The 18,595-nt window shown below is 67.1% G+C and carries 19 protein-coding genes; 16 read left to right on the top strand and 3 right to left on the bottom strand.

Translation table 11 applies throughout. From position 1 onward, the window contains the following. Window positions 1-80: 80 nt before the first annotated feature. From UB43_RS25625 to UB43_RS25595, 7 genes are all read left to right on the top strand, one after another. On the top strand, window positions 81-326 hold the full coding sequence (locus UB43_RS25625) for an exodeoxyribonuclease VII small subunit (RefSeq protein WP_024764669.1): 246 nt from the start codon (window positions 81-83) through the stop codon (window positions 324-326). Then, window positions 323-1,210 carry a (2E,6E)-farnesyl diphosphate synthase gene (gene ispA, locus UB43_RS25620; RefSeq protein WP_045217020.1) on the top strand — a complete coding sequence of 296 codons (888 nt, stop codon included), beginning with the start codon at window positions 323-325 and terminating at the stop codon, window positions 1,208-1,210. Before UB43_RS25625 ends, ispA begins: the two co-directional genes overlap by 4 nt. Window positions 1,211-1,341: 131 nt before the next feature. After that, a complete protein-coding gene (locus UB43_RS25615) occupies window positions 1,342-2,016 on the top strand; it encodes a GntR family transcriptional regulator (RefSeq protein ID WP_045217017.1) in 675 nt (224 codons plus the stop codon). 112 nt (window positions 2,017-2,128) lie between these two features. Then, window positions 2,129-3,073 carry a 4-hydroxyproline epimerase gene (locus UB43_RS25610; protein ID WP_045217014.1) on the top strand — a complete coding sequence of 315 codons (945 nt, stop codon included), beginning with the start codon at window positions 2,129-2,131 and terminating at the stop codon, window positions 3,071-3,073. Continuing rightward, window positions 3,070-4,182 (top strand): FAD-binding oxidoreductase, encoded by a 1,113-nt coding sequence (locus UB43_RS25605; protein WP_045217011.1) that lies wholly within the window; start codon window positions 3,070-3,072, stop codon window positions 4,180-4,182. Before UB43_RS25610 ends, UB43_RS25605 begins: the two co-directional genes overlap by 4 nt. Then, window positions 4,175-4,411 (top strand): 2Fe-2S iron-sulfur cluster-binding protein, encoded by a 237-nt coding sequence (locus tag UB43_RS25600; protein WP_045217008.1) that lies wholly within the window; start codon window positions 4,175-4,177, stop codon window positions 4,409-4,411. Before UB43_RS25605 ends, UB43_RS25600 begins: the two co-directional genes overlap by 8 nt. Continuing rightward, the gene (locus UB43_RS25595; RefSeq protein ID WP_045217005.1) at window positions 4,408-5,655 is read left to right on the top strand and encodes an FAD/NAD(P)-binding oxidoreductase; all 1,248 of its coding nucleotides are present in this window, start codon (window positions 4,408-4,410) and stop codon (window positions 5,653-5,655) included. The genes UB43_RS25600 and UB43_RS25595 overlap by 4 nt, the downstream gene beginning before the upstream one ends. Window positions 5,656-5,680: 25 nt before the next feature. Here the strand turns inward: UB43_RS25595 and UB43_RS25590 are convergent, their stop codons facing one another. Both UB43_RS25590 and UB43_RS25585 read right to left on the bottom strand, forming a co-directional pair. Continuing rightward, the gene (locus UB43_RS25590; protein WP_045217295.1) at window positions 5,681-6,046 is read right to left on the bottom strand and encodes a VOC family protein; all 366 of its coding nucleotides are present in this window, start codon (window positions 6,044-6,046) and stop codon (window positions 5,681-5,683) included. An 88-nt stretch (window positions 6,047-6,134) separates the two neighbouring features. Next, complete coding sequence (locus tag UB43_RS25585; RefSeq protein ID WP_045217292.1) at window positions 6,135-6,824, bottom strand: YafY family protein; 690 nt, start codon at window positions 6,822-6,824, stop codon at window positions 6,135-6,137. Window positions 6,825-6,959: 135 nt separating this feature from the next. Between UB43_RS25585 and UB43_RS25580 the strand changes: the two genes are divergently transcribed. From UB43_RS25580 to UB43_RS25540, 9 genes are all read left to right on the top strand, one after another. Continuing rightward, window positions 6,960-7,739 (top strand): AraC family transcriptional regulator, encoded by a 780-nt coding sequence (locus UB43_RS25580; RefSeq protein WP_045217002.1) that lies wholly within the window; start codon window positions 6,960-6,962, stop codon window positions 7,737-7,739. Between the two features lie 448 nt (window positions 7,740-8,187). After that, window positions 8,188-8,994 carry a transporter substrate-binding domain-containing protein gene (locus UB43_RS25575; protein ID WP_045216998.1) on the top strand — a complete coding sequence of 269 codons (807 nt, stop codon included), beginning with the start codon at window positions 8,188-8,190 and terminating at the stop codon, window positions 8,992-8,994. Between the two features lie 70 nt (window positions 8,995-9,064). After that, the gene (locus UB43_RS25570) at window positions 9,065-10,783 is read left to right on the top strand and encodes an aconitase X (protein WP_045216996.1); all 1,719 of its coding nucleotides are present in this window, start codon (window positions 9,065-9,067) and stop codon (window positions 10,781-10,783) included. Then, window positions 10,783-11,448 (top strand): amino acid ABC transporter permease, encoded by a 666-nt coding sequence (locus tag UB43_RS25565; protein WP_045216994.1) that lies wholly within the window; start codon window positions 10,783-10,785, stop codon window positions 11,446-11,448. The genes UB43_RS25570 and UB43_RS25565 overlap by 1 nt, the downstream gene beginning before the upstream one ends. An 11-nt stretch (window positions 11,449-11,459) precedes the next feature. Next, window positions 11,460-12,110 carry an amino acid ABC transporter permease gene (locus UB43_RS25560; protein ID WP_045216992.1) on the top strand — a complete coding sequence of 217 codons (651 nt, stop codon included), beginning with the start codon at window positions 11,460-11,462 and terminating at the stop codon, window positions 12,108-12,110. Then, window positions 12,103-12,825 (top strand): amino acid ABC transporter ATP-binding protein, encoded by a 723-nt coding sequence (locus tag UB43_RS25555; RefSeq protein WP_045216990.1) that lies wholly within the window; start codon window positions 12,103-12,105, stop codon window positions 12,823-12,825. Before UB43_RS25560 ends, UB43_RS25555 begins: the two co-directional genes overlap by 8 nt. An 89-nt stretch (window positions 12,826-12,914) precedes the next feature. After that, complete coding sequence (locus UB43_RS25550) at window positions 12,915-13,946, top strand: proline racemase family protein (protein WP_045216987.1); 1,032 nt, start codon at window positions 12,915-12,917, stop codon at window positions 13,944-13,946. Window positions 13,947-14,053: 107 nt separating this feature from the next. Then, complete coding sequence (locus tag UB43_RS25545; protein ID WP_045216985.1) at window positions 14,054-14,971, top strand: dihydrodipicolinate synthase family protein; 918 nt, start codon at window positions 14,054-14,056, stop codon at window positions 14,969-14,971. 230 nt (window positions 14,972-15,201) lie between these two features. Next, window positions 15,202-16,779, top strand: a complete 1,578-nt coding sequence (locus UB43_RS25540) for an aldehyde dehydrogenase (NADP(+)) (protein WP_045216983.1) — start codon at window positions 15,202-15,204, stop codon at window positions 16,777-16,779. A 308-nt stretch (window positions 16,780-17,087) separates the two neighbouring features. Here the strand turns inward: UB43_RS25540 and UB43_RS25535 are convergent, their stop codons facing one another. Next, the gene (locus tag UB43_RS25535; RefSeq protein WP_045217290.1) at window positions 17,088-18,083 is read right to left on the bottom strand and encodes an Ldh family oxidoreductase; all 996 of its coding nucleotides are present in this window, start codon (window positions 18,081-18,083) and stop codon (window positions 17,088-17,090) included. Window positions 18,084-18,595 lie beyond the last annotated feature (512 nt).

The following is an 18,595-nucleotide window of genomic DNA, read 5'->3' as shown; positions in this document are numbered from 1 at the left end:
CAGATGACCGAAGATTTGCCCGCAAAGCCCGTCTCTGCTAGTGTCGCGAGGTTTCCGAATACCCCCGCCGAGATGTCCGCATGGCCCGCAAGAAAGCTTCCCTCGACTTCGAACAGTCCCTCGCCGAGCTGCAAACGCTGGTGGAGCGCCTGGAAAGCGGCGAGCTGTCGCTGGAGGACTCGCTGGGTGCCTTCGAGCAGGGCATCCGCCTGACACGCGACTGCCAGGCAGCGCTGACCCAGGCGGAGCAGAAGGTGCAGATCCTGCTGGAACGCGACGGCGAGCTGAGCGAAGCGCCCTTCGATCCGGAAGGCGAAGACGCATGATCGCCGCGTACCAGGCGCGCTGTACGGCGCGTGTCGATGCTGCGCTGGAGAAACTCTTCGTCGCCCCCCGTGAAGAACTCACCCGTATCTATGCCGCCATGCGCTACAGCGTGGTCAACGGCGGTAAGCGCGTGCGTCCGCTGCTGGCCTACGCGGCCTGCGAAGCCCTGGGTGGCGAGGCCGAACGCGCCGATGGCGCGGCCTGCGCGGTGGAGCTGATCCACGCCTATTCCCTGGTGCACGACGACCTGCCGGCGATGGACGACGACGACCTGCGCCGCGGCCAGCCGACCACCCACATCGCCTTCGACGAAGCCTGCGCGATCCTCGCCGGCGACGGCCTGCAGGCGCTGGCGTTCGAGGTGATCGGTAACGCACGACTCAATCCGCAGGATGCCCAGACCCGTCTGGACATGCTGCTGGCCCTGACCCGCGCCGCCGGTTCCGCCGGCATGGTCGGCGGCCAGGCGATCGACCTGGAGTCCGTGGGCCGCAAGATCGACCAGGCGGCGCTGGAAACCATGCACCGGCACAAGACCGGCGCGCTGATCGAGGCCAGCGTGCAGCTCGGCGCCCTGGCCAGCGGCCGCGCCAACGCCGATGCGCTGGAAGCCCTGCGCCGTTACGCCGAGGCCGTGGGCCTGGCGTTCCAGGTGCAGGACGACATCCTCGACGTGGAAAGCGACACCGCCACCCTCGGCAAGACCCAGGGCAAGGACCAGGCCCACGACAAGCCGACCTACCCCGCGCTGCTCGGCCTCGACGCCGCCAAGGCCTATGCCCTGGCGCTACGCGACCAGGCACTGGCCGCGCTGGAAGGTTTTGGCGACAACGCCGAACCGCTGCGCGCCCTCGCCCGCTATATCGTCGAACGCCGCCACTGATTTCCCGGCACGCGCATTGCGTGTGCAAATCCCGTGAGTCACCCATTGCGATGACCGCTTGCCGGTGCTTCACTGCATCACAGGGATTTCGTATACCATATCCGACAATAGCCACCTGACCGGACCGCATCGTGCCGCTACGCAACGCCCCCAACCTGGGTATCGTCCCCTCCGCCTCGGAGACCATCGCCAAGCACCTGCGCGAAGCGATCATTTCCGGCCAGATGGCGGAACACGAGCCGATCCGCCAGGACGACATCGCGCAGATCTTCAACGTCAGCAAAATCCCCGTGCGCGAGGCGCTCAAGCGCCTGGAAGCCGAGGGTCTGGTGGAGTTCCAGCGCAACAAGGGCGCGCTGGTGACGAAGATTTCCGAGCCGGAACTGGCGCAGATGTTCGAGGTGCGCGTGGTCCTGGAAGTCCAGGCACTGCGCCTGGCGATCCCGAACATGAGCGCACAGACCTTCGCCCGTGCCGAGAGCATCTGTGCCGAGTTCGTCGGCGAAGATGACATCGGCCGCTGGGCCGAACTGAACTGGGAGCTGCACGCCTGCCTCTACGAGCCGGCACAGCGGCCGTACCTGGTGGGGCTGATCCGCTCGATCCACGACAAGGTGGAACGCTACCTGCGCCTGCAGATGAGCATGTCCGACGGCAAGGAGCGCGCCGACCACGAGCACCACGACATCCTCGACGCCTGCCGTGCCGGCAACGCCGACCTTGCCGCGCGCCTGCTGGAAGAGCACATCAACGGCGTCTGCCGCACGCTCTACGAGCACCTGCCAAACCGGCCGACGCCGAGCTGATCGAAAAGTACCGCTGTGCCGATTTCATCATCGGCCCGGCGGAAAACCCTCAAGCCCCGATTCCCGCCCCGCGCCACCCTAGGGTCAACGACAAGACACCCCAGGGGGCAGCATGAAACGCATCCAGGTTCTCGATTCCCACACCGGCGGCGAGCCCACGCGCCTGGTGCTCGAAGGCTTTCCCGATCTGGGCAAGGGCAGCATGGCCGAGCGCCGCGCGCTGCTGGCCAGGGAGCACGACAGCTGGCGCGCCGCGACCGTGCTGGAGCCACGCGGCAGCGATGTGCTGGTCGGCGCGCTGCTCTGCGAGCCGGTGGACCCGAGCGCCTGTGCCGGGGTGATCTTCTTCAACAACACCGGCTACCTGGGCATGTGCGGTCACGGCACCATCGGCCTGGTGGTCTCGCTGGCGCACCTGGGGCGCATCGGCCCCGGCACGCACAAGATCGAGACGCCGGTGGGCACCGTCGAAGCGACGCTGCATGACGACCGCTCGGTGAGCGTGCGCAACGTCCCCTCCTATCGCTACCGCAAGCAGGTTCCCGTCGACGTGCCCGGCCATGGACGGGTACACGGCGACATCGCCTGGGGCGGCAACTGGTTCTTCCTGATTGCCGAGCATGGCCTGCGCGTCGCCGGCGACAATCTCGATGAGCTGACCGCCTACACCGTCGCCGTGCAGAAGGCGCTGGAAGACCAGGGCATCCGTGGCGAAGACGGCGGGCTGATCGACCACATCGAACTGTTCGCCGACGACCCCGACGCAGACAGCCGCAACTACGTGCTCTGCCCCGGCAAGGCCTACGACCGCTCGCCCTGCGGCACCGGCACCAGCGCCAAGCTGGCGTGCCTGGCCGCCGACGGCAAGCTCGCCGCAGGGGCCGCCTGGCGCCAGGCCAGCGTAATCGGCAGCCAGTTCGAAGGGCTCTTCGAGTGGGTCGGCGAGCCGGCCGAAGGGCGCATCATCCCGACCATCCGTGGCCGCGCCAACATCAGCGCCGAAGCCACCCTGCTGCTGGAAGAGGACGATCCCTTCGCCTGGGGCATCCGCCCGTGAGCGACGCGGACGTCATCGTCATCGGCGCCGGCATCGTCGGCGCCACCTGCGCCCACGCCCTTGCCCGTCGCGGGCTGGACGTGCTGGTGCTGGACGCGCGCCTGCCCGGCGCCACCGCCGTCGGCATGGGCCACCTGCTGGTGCTCGACGACAACGCCGCCGAACTGGCGCTGAGCAACTACTCGCTGCAGCGCTGGCGCGAGTGGGGCCACGACATGCCCGCCGAGTGCGCGTACCGCAGCAACGGCACGATGTGGCTGGCAGCCAATGACGAAGAAATGGCCGAAGCCGAGCGCAAGTACGCCGTACTGCGCGAGCACGGCGTCGCCGCCAAGCTGCTGAACAGCGCCGAGCTGCAACAGGAAGAGCCCGAGCTGCGCAACGACCTGCACGGCGGGCTGGAGATCACCGGCGACGGCATTCTCTACGCCCCGCGCGCCGCCGCGTGGCTGCTGGATTCGGCACTGAAACCGATTCGCCAGCGTCAGGCGAAAGTGGTGGAAATCGACGAACCCCGCGTGCGCCTCGACAACGGCCAGTGGCTGAGCGCCAAGGCCATCGTCCTGGCCAACGGCATCCAGGCCGGCGAATTGTGTCCCGGTCTGCCCATCGAGCCGAAGAAGGGCCACCTGCTGATCACCGACCGCTACCCCGGCAAGGTGCGCCGCACCCTGGTCGAGCTGGGCTACGTGACCAGCGCGCACAACGCCAGTGGCCCCTCGGTAGCCTGCAACATCCAGCCGCGCCCCACTGGGCAGCTGTTCATCGGCGCCTCGCGGCAGTTCGGCACCACCGACCCGCAGGTGGAAGGCTGGATGCTGGCGAAGATGCTGCGCCGCGCCGTGGACTACATGCCCGGCCTGGCCCACCTCAACGTGATCCGCAGCTGGGCGGGCTTCCGCGCCGCCAGCCCGGACGGCATGCCGCTGGTGGGCGAACATCCACAGCGCCCTGGCCTGTGGCTCGCTGTCGGCCACGAAGGCCTGGGCGTAACCACCGCGCCAGGCACCGCCGACCTGCTCGCCGCGCAGCTGTGCGACGAGCCCTTGCCGCTGCCGGCCGAACCCTATTCCCCGCGCCGTTTCCTCGGAGCCACCGCCCATGCCTGAGTTGATCCTCGATGGCCGCCCGCTGCGCGTCGCCGCCGGCACCACGGTGGCGGCAGCGCTCGCCCAAGGCGGCGACGGCACCACCCGCACCTCGGTCAGCGGCCAGCGCCGCGCGCCGCTGTGCGGCATGGGCGTCTGCCAGGAGTGCCGGGTGAGCATCGACGGCCAGCGTCGCCTGGCCTGCCAGACCCTGTGCCGCGACGGCATGCAGGTGGAGACGCGCCCATGATCGCTGTGGCCGATATCGTCATCATCGGCGCCGGGCCGGCGGGCCTGTCCGCCGCCCTCGCTGCCGCGCCGAGCGGCGCCAGCATCGTCATCCTCGACGACAACCCGCTGCCTGGCGGGCAGATCTGGCGCGACGGGCCCACTGCGCACCTGCCGCGCGCCGCCGTCGAACTGCGCGAGCAGGTCGCCGCCTGCGCCAACATCAAGATTCACAACGGCACGCGCGTGGTCGCGCTGGCTGGCGAGCGCGGCCTGTTGCTGGAAGACTTCGAACGCGGTTGGCGTCTGGAATACCGCAAGCTGATCCTCTGCACCGGCGCCCGCGAGCTGCTGCTGCCCTTCCCCGGCTGGACGCTGCCCGGTGTCACCGGCGCGGGCGGCCTGCAGGCGCTGGTCAAGGGCGGCATGCCGGTCGACGGGCAGCGCCTGGTGATCGCCGGCAGCGGCCCCTTGCTGCTCGCCAGCGCCGCCACCGCCCGCGCCAACGGCGCGAAGATCCTGCGCATCGCCGAACAGGCGTCCTGGCCGGCGCTTGCGCGTTTCGCCCTGAAGCTGCCGCGCTGGCCGAACAAGCTGCTGCAGTCCTTCGGCCTGTACGACCCGGCCTACCGCGCCGACAGCCATGTGGTCGCCGCCCTGGGTAGCGCTCACCTGGAGGGCGTGCGCATCAACCAGGGCGGCAAGCTGAAGGAAATCGCCTGCGACCGGCTGGCCTGCGGCTTCGGTCTGATCCCCAACGTGCAACTCGGCCAGGCGCTGGGTTGCACGGTGGACGACGGCGCGATCCGCGTCGACGCCTGGCAGGCAAGCAGCCGCGAGGGAGTCTACGCCGCGGGCGAATGCACTGGCTTCGGCGGCTCGGAGAAAGCCCTGGTGGAAGGCCGCATCGCCGGCCACGCCGCCGTGGGGGAACACGACCGCGCCCGCGAACTCTGGTCACAGCGCCAGCGCTGGCGGGGCTTCGCCGACGCACTGAAACGCGACTTCGCCCTCGGCCTGCATCTGAACCAGCTCGCTCAACCGGACACACTCGTCTGCCGCTGCGAAGACGTGCCCTACTCGGCGCTCGTCGGCAAACCGGACTGGACCGCCGCCAAGCTCGCCAGCCGCTGCGGCATGGGCGCCTGCCAGGGCCGCGTGTGCGGTGCGGCGGTGAAGCAACTGTTCGGCTGGCAACCACCGGCGCCGCGCCCGCCCTTCAGCCCGGCGCGGGTGGAAACCCTGCTGCAGCTCGCCGACGACTGAAGGGACCCGCCATGGCAGGGAATGCTCAGCTCAAGCAGAAGACGCGCAGGCGATGACCATCCGGATCGAGCGCGGTGAAGGTGTAGCCGAAATCCATCTGGGTCGGCGCCTGGATAATCTCAACGCCGTGCTGCTGCCAGTCACGGTGCAGTCGCAGTACGTCGGCGTGGCTCTGCGCGGGGATACCCAGCTCGCTGCCACCAGCCTGCCCTACGGCGTTCGGCTGCACACCAGCGCGAGTCCAGAGGCCGAATTTCAGGCCATTGTCGAAGACGAACAAGGCGAAGGTCGCGCTGTTTTCCACCGGGTCGCGCTGCAGCAGCTCCGCGTAGAAACCGGCGCTGCGCTGGGCATCGTCGACGTAGAAAATGATCATGTTCGGGCTGACCATGGAAAACTCCTTGCTGTTGAATGAACCGGCTTCGTTGCCGGTCATCGCAGGCTATGGCGTACCCGTGTCAGTTTCCGGCAGCAGTCATTCACTGCGCGGGGATGTCGTGCCTCGCGTACCAGTCCTTGAGCAACGCCTGCCGCTGGCGCGGGTAGCGCTCCGCCAGGCTGCTGACCTGCTCCATGCGGTCGAGCCGAAAGTGCCGCAGGTCCTGGCGCAGCTCGCACCAGGCCATCACCACGCGCACCTGCTCGAAGTAGCCCAGGCCGAACGGCCAGACCACCCGCTCGGTGAACTGTCCGCCGGCATCCCGGTAGGCGAACTGCAGCTTGCCCTGCCGGCGAATGCTGTCTCGAACCTGGCCCAGCAACCCGTCCGCCACTCGCTCGGATGGCCGGCTACCCACCAGCAGCGCATTGCTCTCCAACTCCAGGCGCAGGTTGGCCGGCAGTACCGAGCCGACCTTCGCCAGCACATCCCGCGCCGCCGATACCAGGCCCTGGTCGCCATGCCGGCTCACCCAGCGCATGCCCAGCACCAGCGCCTCGATCTCCTCCAGCGAGAACATCAGTGGCGGCAGCTCGAAACCGGGGCGCAGCACGTAGCCAACGCCGGCCTCACCCTCGATATGGGCGCCCTGCTGCTGCAGGGTGGCGATGTCGCGGTACAGCGTGCGCAGGCTGATGCCCAGCTCATCGGCCAGTTGCCGGCCCGACACCGGAAGACGATGGCGCCGCAGTATCTGCAGAAGGTCGAGCAGCCGCTGGGCTCGGGACATGATGATCACTCGAAGGCTAATGTCGGCCGACTAGTCCAGCACGCCGAGGCCCGGCCAACAACCGCAACGTCGTCTGCTCTCGCCCCAGCCGCAGCGATGCCCTTTCCCACAACCTGATTGCCCCGTATCCTCGCGATGTTCCGACAGCCGACTCGCCTCCCGATGCACGACCTGATTCCCCAGGGCGCCCGCGACCTGGACAGCCTGCTGCAGACCCTTGCGCAGATTTCCCCGCTGCTCGATGCCATGCCCGGCGTGGTGTTCTTCATCAAGGACACCGCGGCGCGCTACGTGCTGGTCAACCAGACCCTGGCGCGGCGCTGCGGCGTGAAGGATGCCCGCGAGCTGCTCGGGCGCACCGCCGAGGAAGTCTTTCCCTCGCGCTTCGGCCCGATCTACACCGAGCAGGACCGCCGCGTGCTGGAAACCGGTGGCCAGCTCAGCGACCAGCTGGAGCTGCACCTCTACCCCGGCCGGCTGCCGGGCTGGTGCCTGACCCACAAGCTGGCGCTGCGCGATGCGCAAGGCGTCGTGATCGGCATGGCGGGGATTTCCAGCGACCTGCAGGCGGCGCAGTCCACGCACCCGGCTTACCAGCGCCTGGCCGCGGTGGACGCCTACATCCGCGAGCACTTCGACAAGCCGATCAACCTCGCCGAGCTGACCGAGCTGGCCGGCCTCTCCGTCGCCCAACTGGAGCGCCACTGCAAGCGCATCTTCCAGCTCACCCCGCGACAGATGATCCACAAGGCGCGCCTGGGCGCGGCGACCCGCCTGCTGGGCGAAGACCTGCCAATCACCGAGATCGCCCTGCGCTGCGGCTACACCGATCACAGCGCCTTCAGCCGGCAGTTCCGCGCGCTGACCGGGCTGTCGCCGACGCAGTATCGCGAGTCGCAAACCGCACCCAACTGACGAGCACCTGCCCGCTCGCTGCCCCGACCAGCACCGATGCTCCCTGCACGAGCGCCCCATGGGCGCGATCGNNGGCATGGCCCGCTCCTACAAGTTGAATCCGCCTCGAATCATCATCCGTGCGTGGGAGCGGACTTCGTCCGCGATCGGTATCCGCCGCGCAAGAGCATCGCGAATAAACCCGTGCCGACAAGGTCGCGCCCGCTGCGCCACCGAGTGCTCCCATACGGGGCAACGAAACACGTTCCTGCTTCATTTGGTAACAGCGCCCGGAACCCGCCTACAGTTAATTCGGAAGGCTCCCAGTAACCAACCCCGCGAAAACCGGGCTTTGCGACCCATGGGTCACACCCGAGTGATTTCTGGCACATGCCTTGCTCTAAGAAATATCGTATACGAAATCCATAATACAAAAATCGCTGCACAACACTGACTCAGAGAGGCCCCCATGAAATTCACCCGAATTGCTCTAGCCCTCACCGCTGTGTTTCTCGTCGGCCAGGCCCAGGCCGACAAGCTCGACGACATCATCGAATCCGGCAAGCTGCGCTGCGCCGTGACCCTGGACTTCCCGCCCATGGGTTCGCGCGACGCGCAGAACAACCCGGTCGGGTTCGACGTGGATTACTGCAACGACCTGGCGAAAGTCCTCGGTGTTACCGCCGAAGTCGTCGAGACGCCGTTCCCGGACCGCATCCCCGCGCTGGTGTCCGGTCGCGCCGACGTGATCGTCGCCTCCACTTCCGACACCCTCGAGCGCGCCAAGACGGTCGCCATGACCATCCCCTACTTCGCCTTCCAGATGGTGGTACTGACCCGCGACGACACCGGCATCACCAAGTACGACGACCTCAAGGACCGCCCGGTGGGCAATACCAGCGGCACCTATGAAGCCATCGCCCTGGAGAAGGACGTGAAGAAATGGGCCGGCAAGGGCAGCTTCCGCGCCTACCAGAGCCAGAACGACACCATCCTCGCCGTCGCCCAGGGCCACATCGACGCCACCGTGGTGACCAACACCGTCGCCGCCTCCACCCTCAAGTCCGGCAAGTACAAGGGCCTGAAGGTCGTCGGCAACGCCCCCTACGTGATCGACTACGTCTCGCTGGCCGCCGCGCGCAACGAGTACGGCCTGATCCACTACCTCAACCTCTTCGTCAACCAGCAGGTCCGCACCGGCCGCTACGCCGAGCTGTACGAGAAGTGGGTCGGCGGCGCCCCGGTCGATCTCACCGTTCCCCACGTGTACTACTGACGGCGGGCGCAACATGTCTTCGATGCAGGCTTCACGGGTGCGGGACTCACGCCTGACAGGGCGGGTCCTGATGGGGGGTAGCGCCGAAGGGGCGCTACTCCATGCCGACACCGGGCTGAGCTTCTGGGGAGGCGTCGAGCCTTTCACGGGCGAGGTCATCGACCGCCACCATCCGCTCTCCGGCAGCTTCCTGCCCGGGCGGGTGCTGGCGATTCCCAGCGGACGCGGCTCCTGTACCGGCAGCAGCGTGATGCTGGAAATACTGCTCAATGGCCATGCGCCGGCAGCCCTGCTGCTGGCCGAGCCGGACGAGATCCTCACTCTGGGTGTGCTGGTGGCGCAGGCGTTGTTCGGCCGCTCCATCCCAGTGCTGTGCCTGGGGCACGAGGGTTTCGAGCAGTTGTCCGCAGGCGGCTGGGCCCGTGTCGAAGACGGACAGGTAACACTCACCGCCGAGCGCCCTGCCGATGGCTGGCAGGGCGTGATGGCCAGCGATGCCGGCCCGTTGCCGGAAGGCCTGGCGCTCACCGCCGGCGACCATGAACTGCTCGATGGCCAGCACGGCAAGGCCGCCCAGGCCGCCATGCAGATCGTCCTGCGCATGGCCGCGCTGCAAGGCGCGAAGGACCTGCTGGACATCGCCCAGGCGCACATCGACGGCTGCATCTATACCGGCCCCGCCAGCCTGCGCTTCGCCCGCCAACTGGCGGACTGGGGCGGCCAGGTGCGGGTGCCGACCACCCTCAACTCCATCTCCGTGGACCACCGCCGCTGGCGCGAGCTGGGCGTCGACAAGGCCTTCGGCGAGCCTGCCGCCGCGCTGGGCGATGCCTACATGGAGATGGGCGCGCAGATGAGCTACACCTGCGCCCCCTACCTGCTGGACAGCAAGCCGAGCCTCGGCGAACAGGTCGTGTGGGCCGAGTCCAACGCCGTGGTGTACGCCAACAGCGTGCTCGGCGCGCGCACCCTGAAATACCCGGATTACCTCGATATCTGCATCGCCCTCACCGGCCGCGCGCCGAACGTCGGCAGCCACCGCGACGAGGGCCGGCTGGCCGTGCTGCGGATCGATGTCGAGCTGCCAGCCGAACACGACGAATCGATTTTCCCGCTGCTCGGCTACCACATCGGCGAGCTGTGCGGCTCGCGCATCCCGGTGGTCGACGGCCTGCAGCCGCTGGCGCCGGACAGCGACGCGCTGAAAGCCTTCGGCGCGGCCTTCGCCACCACCTCCGCCGCCCCGATGTTCCACATCGTCGGCGTTACGCCGGAAGCGCCGGACGTCGCCAGCGCACTGGGCGGCAAGGCACCGCAGCAACACCTGCGCGTCACCCCGGCGGACCTGATTGCCTCCTGGCGCGAGCTGGACCACGCGGCAGAACCCAGCGTGCAACTGGTGTCCCTGGGCAACCCGCACTTCTCCGCCAGCGAGTGTGCCGAGCTGGCCAGGCTGGTCGCCGGGCGCCGCAAGCATCCGGACGTCGCGCTAGTCGTCGCCCTCGGCCGCGCGGTGCAGGAGAAGGCCCGCGCCGCCGGCGACGTGAAGGTGCTGGAAGACTTCGGCGCGCAACTGCTCAACGACACCTGCTGGTGCATGATCGGCGAGCCGGTGATCCCGCCGGCCTGCACCACGCTGATCACCAATTCGGCGAAGTACGCCCACTACGGTCCGGGCCTGGCCGGGCGCCAGGTGCATTTCGGCAGCCTGGCCGCGTGCGTCGAGGCGGCCTGCAGCGGGCGCGGTGACGCTGGTGTGCCGAGCTGGCTGAGCGAGGGGGTGCGCTGATGTTCAACTACAGCTTCCACTGGCGCTCCGCCTTCAAGGCCCTGCCGGACATGCTCGGCGGCGCCTGGGTAACCCTGGAAACCGCCGCGCTGTCGATGATCCTCGGCGTGCTCATCGCCCTGCTGCTGACCGTCATGCGGCAGATGAAGAACCCGCTGCTCAAGGGCTTCGCCGACACCTGGGTATCCATCGCGCGCAATACCCCGTCGCTGTTCCAGATCTACATCCTGTACTTCGGCCTGGGCTCCTTCGGCCTGCACGTCAGCTCCTGGGTGGCGCTGCTGGCGGGGATCACCTTCAACAACGCCGGCTACCTCGCGGAGAACTTCCGTGGCGGCCTCAAGGCCGTGCCGGACACCCAGATGCGCGCCGCGCGTTCGCTGGGCATGAGCGCCTTCCAGGCGTACCGGATGATCATCGTTCCGCAGCTGCTGCGCATCGTCTATTACCCGCTGACGAACCAGATGGTCTGGGCGGTGCTGATGACTTCGCTGGGCGTGGTGGTGGGCCTGAACAACGACCTCACCGGCGTGACCCAGGACTTCAACGTGCGCACCTTCCGCACCTTCGAGTACTTCGCCCTGGCCGCGGTGCTCTATTACATCATCGCCAAGGTCATCGTGGCGGTCGCCCGCCTGTTGAGCTGGCGGCTGTTCCGCTACTAGGAGAAGCACGCATGTTTTCCACGAGCTTCACCGTCAATGACCTGATGTTCCTGCTGCAAGGGGCCTGGGTCACCGTCAAGCTGACCGTCGGCGCCATGCTCATCGGCACCCTCGCCGGCGTCGTGCTGGGCTGGCTGCGCGCCACCCTGCCGCGCGCCACGATGCCGGTCGGCTGGTTCCTCGACATCTTCCGCAGCGTGCCGCTGCTGATCCAGTTCGTGCTGTTCAACTCGCTGAAAAGCATCGTCGGCCTGAACTGGAGCGCCTTCACCGTCGGCTGCCTGGTACTGGGCGTGTACGCGGCGGCGTTCTGCACCGAGATCATCCGCAGCGGCATCCTCGCCGTCGGCCCGAACATCCGCCGCGCCAGCCGCTCGCTCGGCCTGACCTACTGGCAGGACCTGCGCTACATCGTGCTGCCGCTGGCCGCGCGGGTGGCCTTCCCCGGCTGGCTGAACCTGGTGCTGGGGGTGATGAAGGACACCGCGCTGGTCATGTGGATCGGCATCGTCGAACTGCTCCGCGCCTCGCAGACCATCGTGACGCGCATCCAGGAACCCTTGCTGGTGCTGTGCATCGCCGGGGTCATCTATTACCTCATGAGTTGGGTCGTGGCGCGCCTCGGCGCCCGGCTGGAACAAAGGTGGCAGGAAAATGATTGAAATCGACAACGTGCACAAAGCCTACGGCGATCTGGAAGTGGTCAAGGGCGTCAGCCTGACCGTGAAGAAGGGCGAGGTGGTCTCGATCATCGGCGGCTCGGGGTCGGGCAAGTCCACCCTGCTGATGTGCATCAACGGCCTGGAACCGATCCAGCGCGGCAAGATCCGTGTCGACGGCATCGAGGTCCACGCCAAGACCACCGACCTGAACAAGCTGCGGCAGAAGATCGGCATCGTCTTCCAGCAGTGGAACGCCTTCCCGCACCTGACCGTGCTGGAGAACGTCATGCTCGCCCCGCGCAAGGTGCTCGGCCTGTCCAGGGAAGAAGCCGAGGCGATGGCGGTGAAGCAGCTCAAGCACGTCGGCCTGGGCGACAAGCTCAAGGTGTTCCCGCAGAAGCTCTCGGGCGGGCAGCAGCAGCGCATGGCGATCGCCCGCGCGCTGGCCATGTCGCCGGACTACATGCTGTTCGACGAAGCCACCTCGGCGCTCGACCCGCAACTGGTGGGCGAGGTGCTCGACACCATGCGCCTGCTCGCCGAAGAGGGCATGACCATGGTCCTGGTGACCCACGAAATCCGCTTCGCCCGCGATGTGTCCGACCGCGTGGCGTTCTTCCGCGAAGGCCTGGTGCACGAGATCGGCACGCCGGACCAGGTGATCGTCAACCCGCAGCGGGCGGAGACGGCGGAGTTTCTGAGGTCGGTGAACTGACAAGAGCCCCTCTCCCCCAACCCTATCCCTGAAGGGAGAGGGTTGGGGGAGAGGGAAAAAACGGGCCGCGAAAGAACCAGGAGACAGACATGCGTTCGAGCAAGATCATCCACGTCGTCAGCTGCCACGCCGAAGGCGAGGTCGGCGATGTCATCGTCGGCGGCGTCGCCCCGCCGCCGGGCGACACCGTGTGGGCGCAATCGCGCTTCATCGCCAGCGACAACGTGCTGCGCAACTTCGTCCTCAACGAACCGCGCGGCGGCGTGTTCCGCCATGTGAACCTGCTGGTGCCGCCGAAAGACCCGCGCGCACAGATGGCCTGGATCATCATGGAGCCGGCGGACGTGCCCCCCATGTCCGGCTCCAACTCGCTGTGCGTCAGCACCGTGCTGCTCGACAGCGGCATCCTGCCGATGCAGGAGCCGCAGACACGCCTGACCCTGGAAGCCCCCGGCGGCCTGATCGAGGTCGTGGCCGACTGCAAGGACGGCAAGGTGCAGCGCGTTGAAGTACGCAACCTGCCCTCCTTCGCCGACCAGCTCGATGCCTGGATCGAAGTGGAAGGCCTCGGTTCGCTGCAGGTGGACACCGCCTACGGCGGCGACAGCTTCGTCCTCGCCGACGCCCATGCCCTGGGCTTCACCCTGCACGCCTCGGAGGCCGCCGACCTGGTCGCCACCGGCCTGAAGATCACCCAGGCGGCGAACCAGCAACTGGGCTTCAAGCACCCGGAAAACCACGACTGGGCGCACATCTCCTTCTGCCAGCTGACCGCGCCTGTCGAAAGAAAAGAGGGCGTTCTGCACGGCCGCAACGCCGTGGTCATCCGCCCCGGCAAGATCGACCGTTCGCCCTGCGGCACCGGCTGCTCGGCGCGCATGGCGGTGCTGCATGCCAAGGGCCAGCTGAAGGACGGCGAGCGCTTCGTCGGCCACTCGATCATCGATTCCCAGTTCCACTGTCGCATCGACGGGCTGACCAGCGTCGGCGGCAAACCGGCGATCCACCCGCGCATTTCCGGCCGCGCCTGGATCACCGGCACCCACCAGCACCTGCTCGACCCAAGCGATCCCTGGCCTGAGGGTTATCGACTCTCGGACACCTGGCCCAACGGTTACTGATTTCCCCCTTTCAACCCTGATTCGCCGCGTAGCGGCACCCGACGACGAAATGCTGCGGGATTTCCCTCAGATGTTTCGTATACGAAATACGACAATTGGAGAAAAACATGAGCAAGAAGGTCAATTGGAGTGGCGTTTTCCCCGCGGTGACCACTCAGTTCAACGACGATTTCTCGGTCAACCTGGAAGCCACCCACAAGGTGATCTCCAACCTGGTGCGCGACGGCGTCTCGGGCCTGGTGGTGTGCGGCAGCGTCGGCGAGAACACCTCGCTGTCCATCGAGGAGAAGATGGCCGTCACCGAGGTCGCCAAGGATGCCTCCGGCGGCCGCGTGCCAGTGATCTGCGGCATCGCCGAGTTCACCAGCCATGGCGCCTCGCAGGTGGCCAAGGCGGTGCAGAAGGTCGGCGTCGACGGCATCATGGTGATGCCCGCACTGGTCTACTCCTCCAAGCCCCATGAGACCGCCGCGCACTTCCGCAGCGTGGCCACCAGCACCGACCTGCCGGTGATGGTCTACAACAACCCGCCGATCTACAAGAACGACGTCACCCCGGACATCCTCATCTCCCTGGCCGACTGCGAGAACATCGTCTGCTTCAAGGACAGCTCCGGCGACACCCGCCGCTTCATCGACGTGCGCAATGAAGTGGGCAACCGCTTCATCCTCTTCGCCGGCCTCGACGACGTGGTGCTGGAAAGCATCGCCGTGGGTGCCGAAGGCTGGATCTCGGGGATGTCCAACGTCTTCCCGCAGGAAGGCGAGACCATCTTCCGCCTGTGCAAGGCCGGCCGTTACGAAGAAGCCATGCCGATCTATGAATGGCTGATGCCGATCCTCCATCTCGACGCCCGTCCGGACCTGGTGCAGTGCATCAAGCTCTGCGAAGAGATCGCCGGCCGCGGCACCGCCCTCACCCGCCCGCCGCGCCTGGCGCTGCAAGGTGCGGATCGCCAGCACGTGGAAACGATCATGGCCAAGGCACTGGCGAATCGGCCGAAGCTGCCGGATGTGGGGCTCTGAGCCGAGTCGTACCGAGTGCCCGGGGCAACCCTCTCCCCCGCCCTCTCCCTGAAGGGAGAGGGAGTGTCCGAGCAAGATGACGCTCCACCGCTCTCCTGACTCAGTGGAATCAGGAGAAGCACTCCGTTGCGCATCACGCTGAACCAGTCCCCTCTCCCTTCAGGGAGAGGGTTAGGGAGAGGGGCCTTTGCTCCCGCACAAAGCCCACCGGAGACTATGGAACCCATCCCATGACCGCCCAGAACTTCATCGCCGGCCAGCGCGTCGGCACCGGCAGCATCCGCCTGCAGAGCCTCGACGCCAGCACCGGCGAAGCCCTGCCCCGCGAATTCCTCCAGGCCACCGAGGCCGAAGTCGACGCCGCCGCCCGCGCCGCCGAAGCCGCCTTCCCGGCCTACAATGCGCTGTCGCCGGAACGCCGCGCGCAGTTCCTCGACGCCATCGCCAGCGAACTCGAAGCACTCGGCGACGATTTCATCGCCATCGTTTGCCGCGAGACAGCCCTGCCCGCCGCACGCATCCAGGGCGAGCGCGGCCGCACCGCCAACCAGATGCGCCTGTTCGCCAAGGTGCTGCGCCGTGGCGACTTCTTCGGCGCGCGCATCGACCGCGCCCTGCCCGACCGCCAGCCGCTGCCCCGGCCGGACCTGCGCCAGTACCGCACCGGCGTCGGCCCGGTGGCCGTGTTCGGCGCCAGCAACTTCCCGCTGGCCTTCTCCACCGCCGGTGGCGATACCGCCGCCGCGCTGGCCGCCGGTTGCCCGGTGGTGGTAAAGGCCCACAGCGGCCACATGGCCACCGCCGAGTTCGTCGGTGAAGCCATCGTTCGCGCCGCCGAATCCACCGGCATGCCGGCCGGCGTGTTCAACATGATCTACGGCGCCGGCGTCGGCGAGCCGCTGGTCAAGCACCCGGCGATCCAGGCGGTCGGCTTCACTGGCTCGCTCAAGGGCGGTCGCGCACTGTGCGACCTGTCCGCCGCGCGCCCGCAGCCGATCCCGGTATTCGCCGAGATGAGCAGCATCAACCCGGTGCTGGTCCTGCCCGCCGCACTGGAAGCGCGCGGCGAGAAAGTCGCCCGCGAGCTGGTCGATTCCGTGGTGATGGGTTGCGGCCAGTTCTGCACCAACCCCGGCCTGGTGATCGGTATCGCTTCGCCGGCCTTCAGCCTGTTCACCGCCAACCTGATCGCCGAGATCGGCCAGCGCCCGGCGCAGACCATGCTCAACGCCGGCACGCTTAAAAGTTATGCAAAGGGCGTTTCCCGTCTGCTTACCCACCCCGGCCTGCGCCACCTCGCCGGGCATCCGCAGGAAGGCAAGCAAGCTTTCCCGCAACTGTTCCAGGCCAAGGCCAGCCTGCTGCTGGAAGGCGAGGAGCTGCTGCAGGAAGAAGTCTTCGGCCCGACCACCATCGTCGTCGAAGTGGCCGATGAAGCCGAACTGCGCCGCGCGCTGGACGGCCTGCACGGCCAGCTCACCGCCACGCTGATCGCCGAACCGGACGACCTCTCGCGTTTCGCCGCCCTGGTGCCGGTGCTGGAGCGCAAGGCCGGGCGCCTGCTGATCAACGGCTACCCGACCGGCGTGGAAGTCTGCGACGCGATGGTCCACGGCGGGCCGTACCCGGCGACTTCCGATGCACGCGGCACATCAGTCGGCAGCCTGGCCATCGACCGCTTCCTGCGCCCGGTGTGCTACCAGAACTACCCGGATGCGCTGCTGCCGGATGCACTGAAGGACGCCAACCCGCTGGGCATCGCGCGGCTGGTGGAGGGCGAGACGACCCGCAGCGCGGCGACTCGCTGAGGGTTCGTCGGCGCGGGAGTGAACTGTCGGCCAGTCCCGCGCCGATGCTCAGCCCCGGCCTTGCGCCGGGGCTTTTTTATGCGTTCGATAGTGGGACTCCCGTAGGAGCGGACTCCGTCCGCGATGGTCTCATCACGCACCGGAACCCATCGCGGACAAAGTCCGCACCTACAAAAGCCGCGCCGTGCAGCGCGCTCGTAGGGCGAATAACGCGCCAGCGTTATCCGCCATCGAACCAACGGCGAATAACCTGTTCCAGGTTATTCGCCCTACGCGTTGGGCAGGCGTGAAGGCCAGCCGATCTCGAACTATTCCAGCAGCGCGCGCAGATCGGCATACAGCGAATCGCTGATCGCCACGCCCTCTTTCAGGCTGCGCTCACGCGCGGCGAAGCGGCGTTGCGACGGCAGGCGCGCGCCCATGTTGACGATGGACTCGAACAGCGTCTCCGCCCGCGCCAGATGCTGCGGGGCGTCCGCGCCGAGGAAGCGCGCCGGGTCCAGCGCGATCAGCAGTTCGCCGTGGTGTGGCGAGGACTTGGTGCCCTCGTCGAACACCGAGGACTCGGCACTCGTCAGGTCGCCGATCAGCGGGCCGGCGATCAGCTCGACCATGGTCGCCAGCGCCGAGCCCTTGTGCCCGCCGAAAGTCAGCATGGCGCCATCGAGCACGGCGCTCGGATCGGTGCTCGGGTTGCCCTGCGCATCGATACCCCAGCCCAGCGGAATGGACTTGCCCTCGCGCTCGTGCAGCTGGATTTCACCGCGCGCCACGACCGTGGTGGCGAAATCGAAGACATAGGGATTCTGCCCGACACGCGGCCAACCGAAGGCGATGGGGTTGGTGCCGAACAGCGGCCGCGTCCCGCCCGCGGGCGCCACATAGGCCTGGGCCGGCGTAACGGCCAGGGCGACCAGGCCGTGGGCAACGATCCGCTCGATCTCCACCCACAGCGCCGAGAAGTGCACGCAATGGTTGACCGCCATCGCGGCGATCCCCTGGCTGCGCGCCTTCTCCACCAGCTTCGGCAGCCCGAGGTCGAAGGCGCACTGCGAGAACCCGCCCTTGGCGTCCACCCGCACCAGTGCCGGAGCCGGTTCAGACAGCTCCGGCACGGCATCGAGCGAAACCTTGCCGGCGCGCGCCGTATGGATACAGCCCAACAGCCGCCAGACGCCGTGGGACGTGCAGCCATCGCGTTCGCCCGCCAGCACCGTCTCGGTCACGCCCTGCACATGGGGCTCGCTGAAACCGTGATGGCGCAGGATCGCCTCGGACAATTGACGCAGTTCTTCCACAGTCACATGGGTCACAGGCTTCTCCTTAGACGGAAAGGGTCGTTAACAGGCCCCCAATCAGGAACCTAATCGTCCCACTGTGCTGGGCAGAGGCCGGCGACGCTTGTGCCTAATCGCCATGCCGGATGACGAAAGCGGCACAGGCCAACACATCAGATAAATCCCACGCATCAATGCGTAGTGACTAAATGGTTGGAAGTGATCGGTTAAACGAAGGTGACAGCCTAGGCATCGACCGCTTTTCGCCTAAGCACCACCGCTACTGGCGTTGCGGGTCATATAGCGAATCTCGGCTTGCCCAATATCCGTATTACCGGGCGAGAAACACGCGCCACAACCACGATCGGAACAAGAATCCGGGCACGCGATACAAGCACTTGATTCTTAAAACCCAGCAAAATAGAACTGTGAGTTTATGAATAATATTGTAGGGAACACTCATAACATCTTTTACTCCCTGGACGACGCCATCGACAACGAATCGAGGCCGGCGTATCAGGGAACTGGCGTTACCAGCT

The sequence above is a fragment of the Pseudomonas sp. 21 genome (assembly GCF_000955805.1).
GTDB lineage: Bacteria > Pseudomonadota > Gammaproteobacteria > Pseudomonadales > Pseudomonadaceae > Pseudomonas.
The sequence above is the reverse complement of the archived record's forward strand: the minus strand, read 5'-3'. Positions and strand labels throughout refer to the sequence as shown.

Excerpts from the sequence above, each read along its gene's own strand:
- UB43_RS25600 (WP_045217008.1), top strand. The coding sequence starts at position 4,175 with ATGCCTGAGTTGATCCTCGATGGCCGCCCGCTGCGCGTCGCCGCCGGC.
- UB43_RS25555 (WP_045216990.1), top strand. The coding sequence starts at position 12,103 with ATGATTGAAATCGACAACGTGCACAAAGCCTACGGCGATCTGGAAGTG.
- ispA (WP_045217020.1), top strand. The coding sequence starts at position 323 with ATGATCGCCGCGTACCAGGCGCGCTGTACGGCGCGTGTCGATGCTGCG.
- UB43_RS25550 (WP_045216987.1), top strand. The coding sequence starts at position 12,915 with ATGCGTTCGAGCAAGATCATCCACGTCGTCAGCTGCCACGCCGAAGGC.
- UB43_RS25565 (WP_045216994.1), top strand. The coding sequence starts at position 10,783 with ATGTTCAACTACAGCTTCCACTGGCGCTCCGCCTTCAAGGCCCTGCCG.
- UB43_RS25575 (WP_045216998.1), top strand. The coding sequence starts at position 8,188 with ATGAAATTCACCCGAATTGCTCTAGCCCTCACCGCTGTGTTTCTCGTC.
- UB43_RS25590 (WP_045217295.1), bottom strand. The coding sequence starts at position 6,046 with ATGGTCAGCCCGAACATGATCATTTTCTACGTCGACGATGCCCAGCGC.
- UB43_RS25585 (WP_045217292.1), bottom strand. The coding sequence starts at position 6,824 with ATGTCCCGAGCCCAGCGGCTGCTCGACCTTCTGCAGATACTGCGGCGC.
- UB43_RS25610 (WP_045217014.1), top strand. The coding sequence starts at position 2,129 with ATGAAACGCATCCAGGTTCTCGATTCCCACACCGGCGGCGAGCCCACG.
- UB43_RS25545 (WP_045216985.1), top strand. The coding sequence starts at position 14,054 with ATGAGCAAGAAGGTCAATTGGAGTGGCGTTTTCCCCGCGGTGACCACT.
- UB43_RS25625 (WP_024764669.1), top strand. The coding sequence starts at position 81 with ATGGCCCGCAAGAAAGCTTCCCTCGACTTCGAACAGTCCCTCGCCGAG.
- UB43_RS25595 (WP_045217005.1), top strand. The coding sequence starts at position 4,408 with ATGATCGCTGTGGCCGATATCGTCATCATCGGCGCCGGGCCGGCGGGC.
- UB43_RS25560 (WP_045216992.1), top strand. The coding sequence starts at position 11,460 with ATGTTTTCCACGAGCTTCACCGTCAATGACCTGATGTTCCTGCTGCAA.
- UB43_RS25570 (WP_045216996.1), top strand. The coding sequence starts at position 9,065 with ATGGGGGGTAGCGCCGAAGGGGCGCTACTCCATGCCGACACCGGGCTG.
- UB43_RS25580 (WP_045217002.1), top strand. The coding sequence starts at position 6,960 with ATGTTCCGACAGCCGACTCGCCTCCCGATGCACGACCTGATTCCCCAG.
- UB43_RS25540 (WP_045216983.1), top strand. The coding sequence starts at position 15,202 with ATGACCGCCCAGAACTTCATCGCCGGCCAGCGCGTCGGCACCGGCAGC.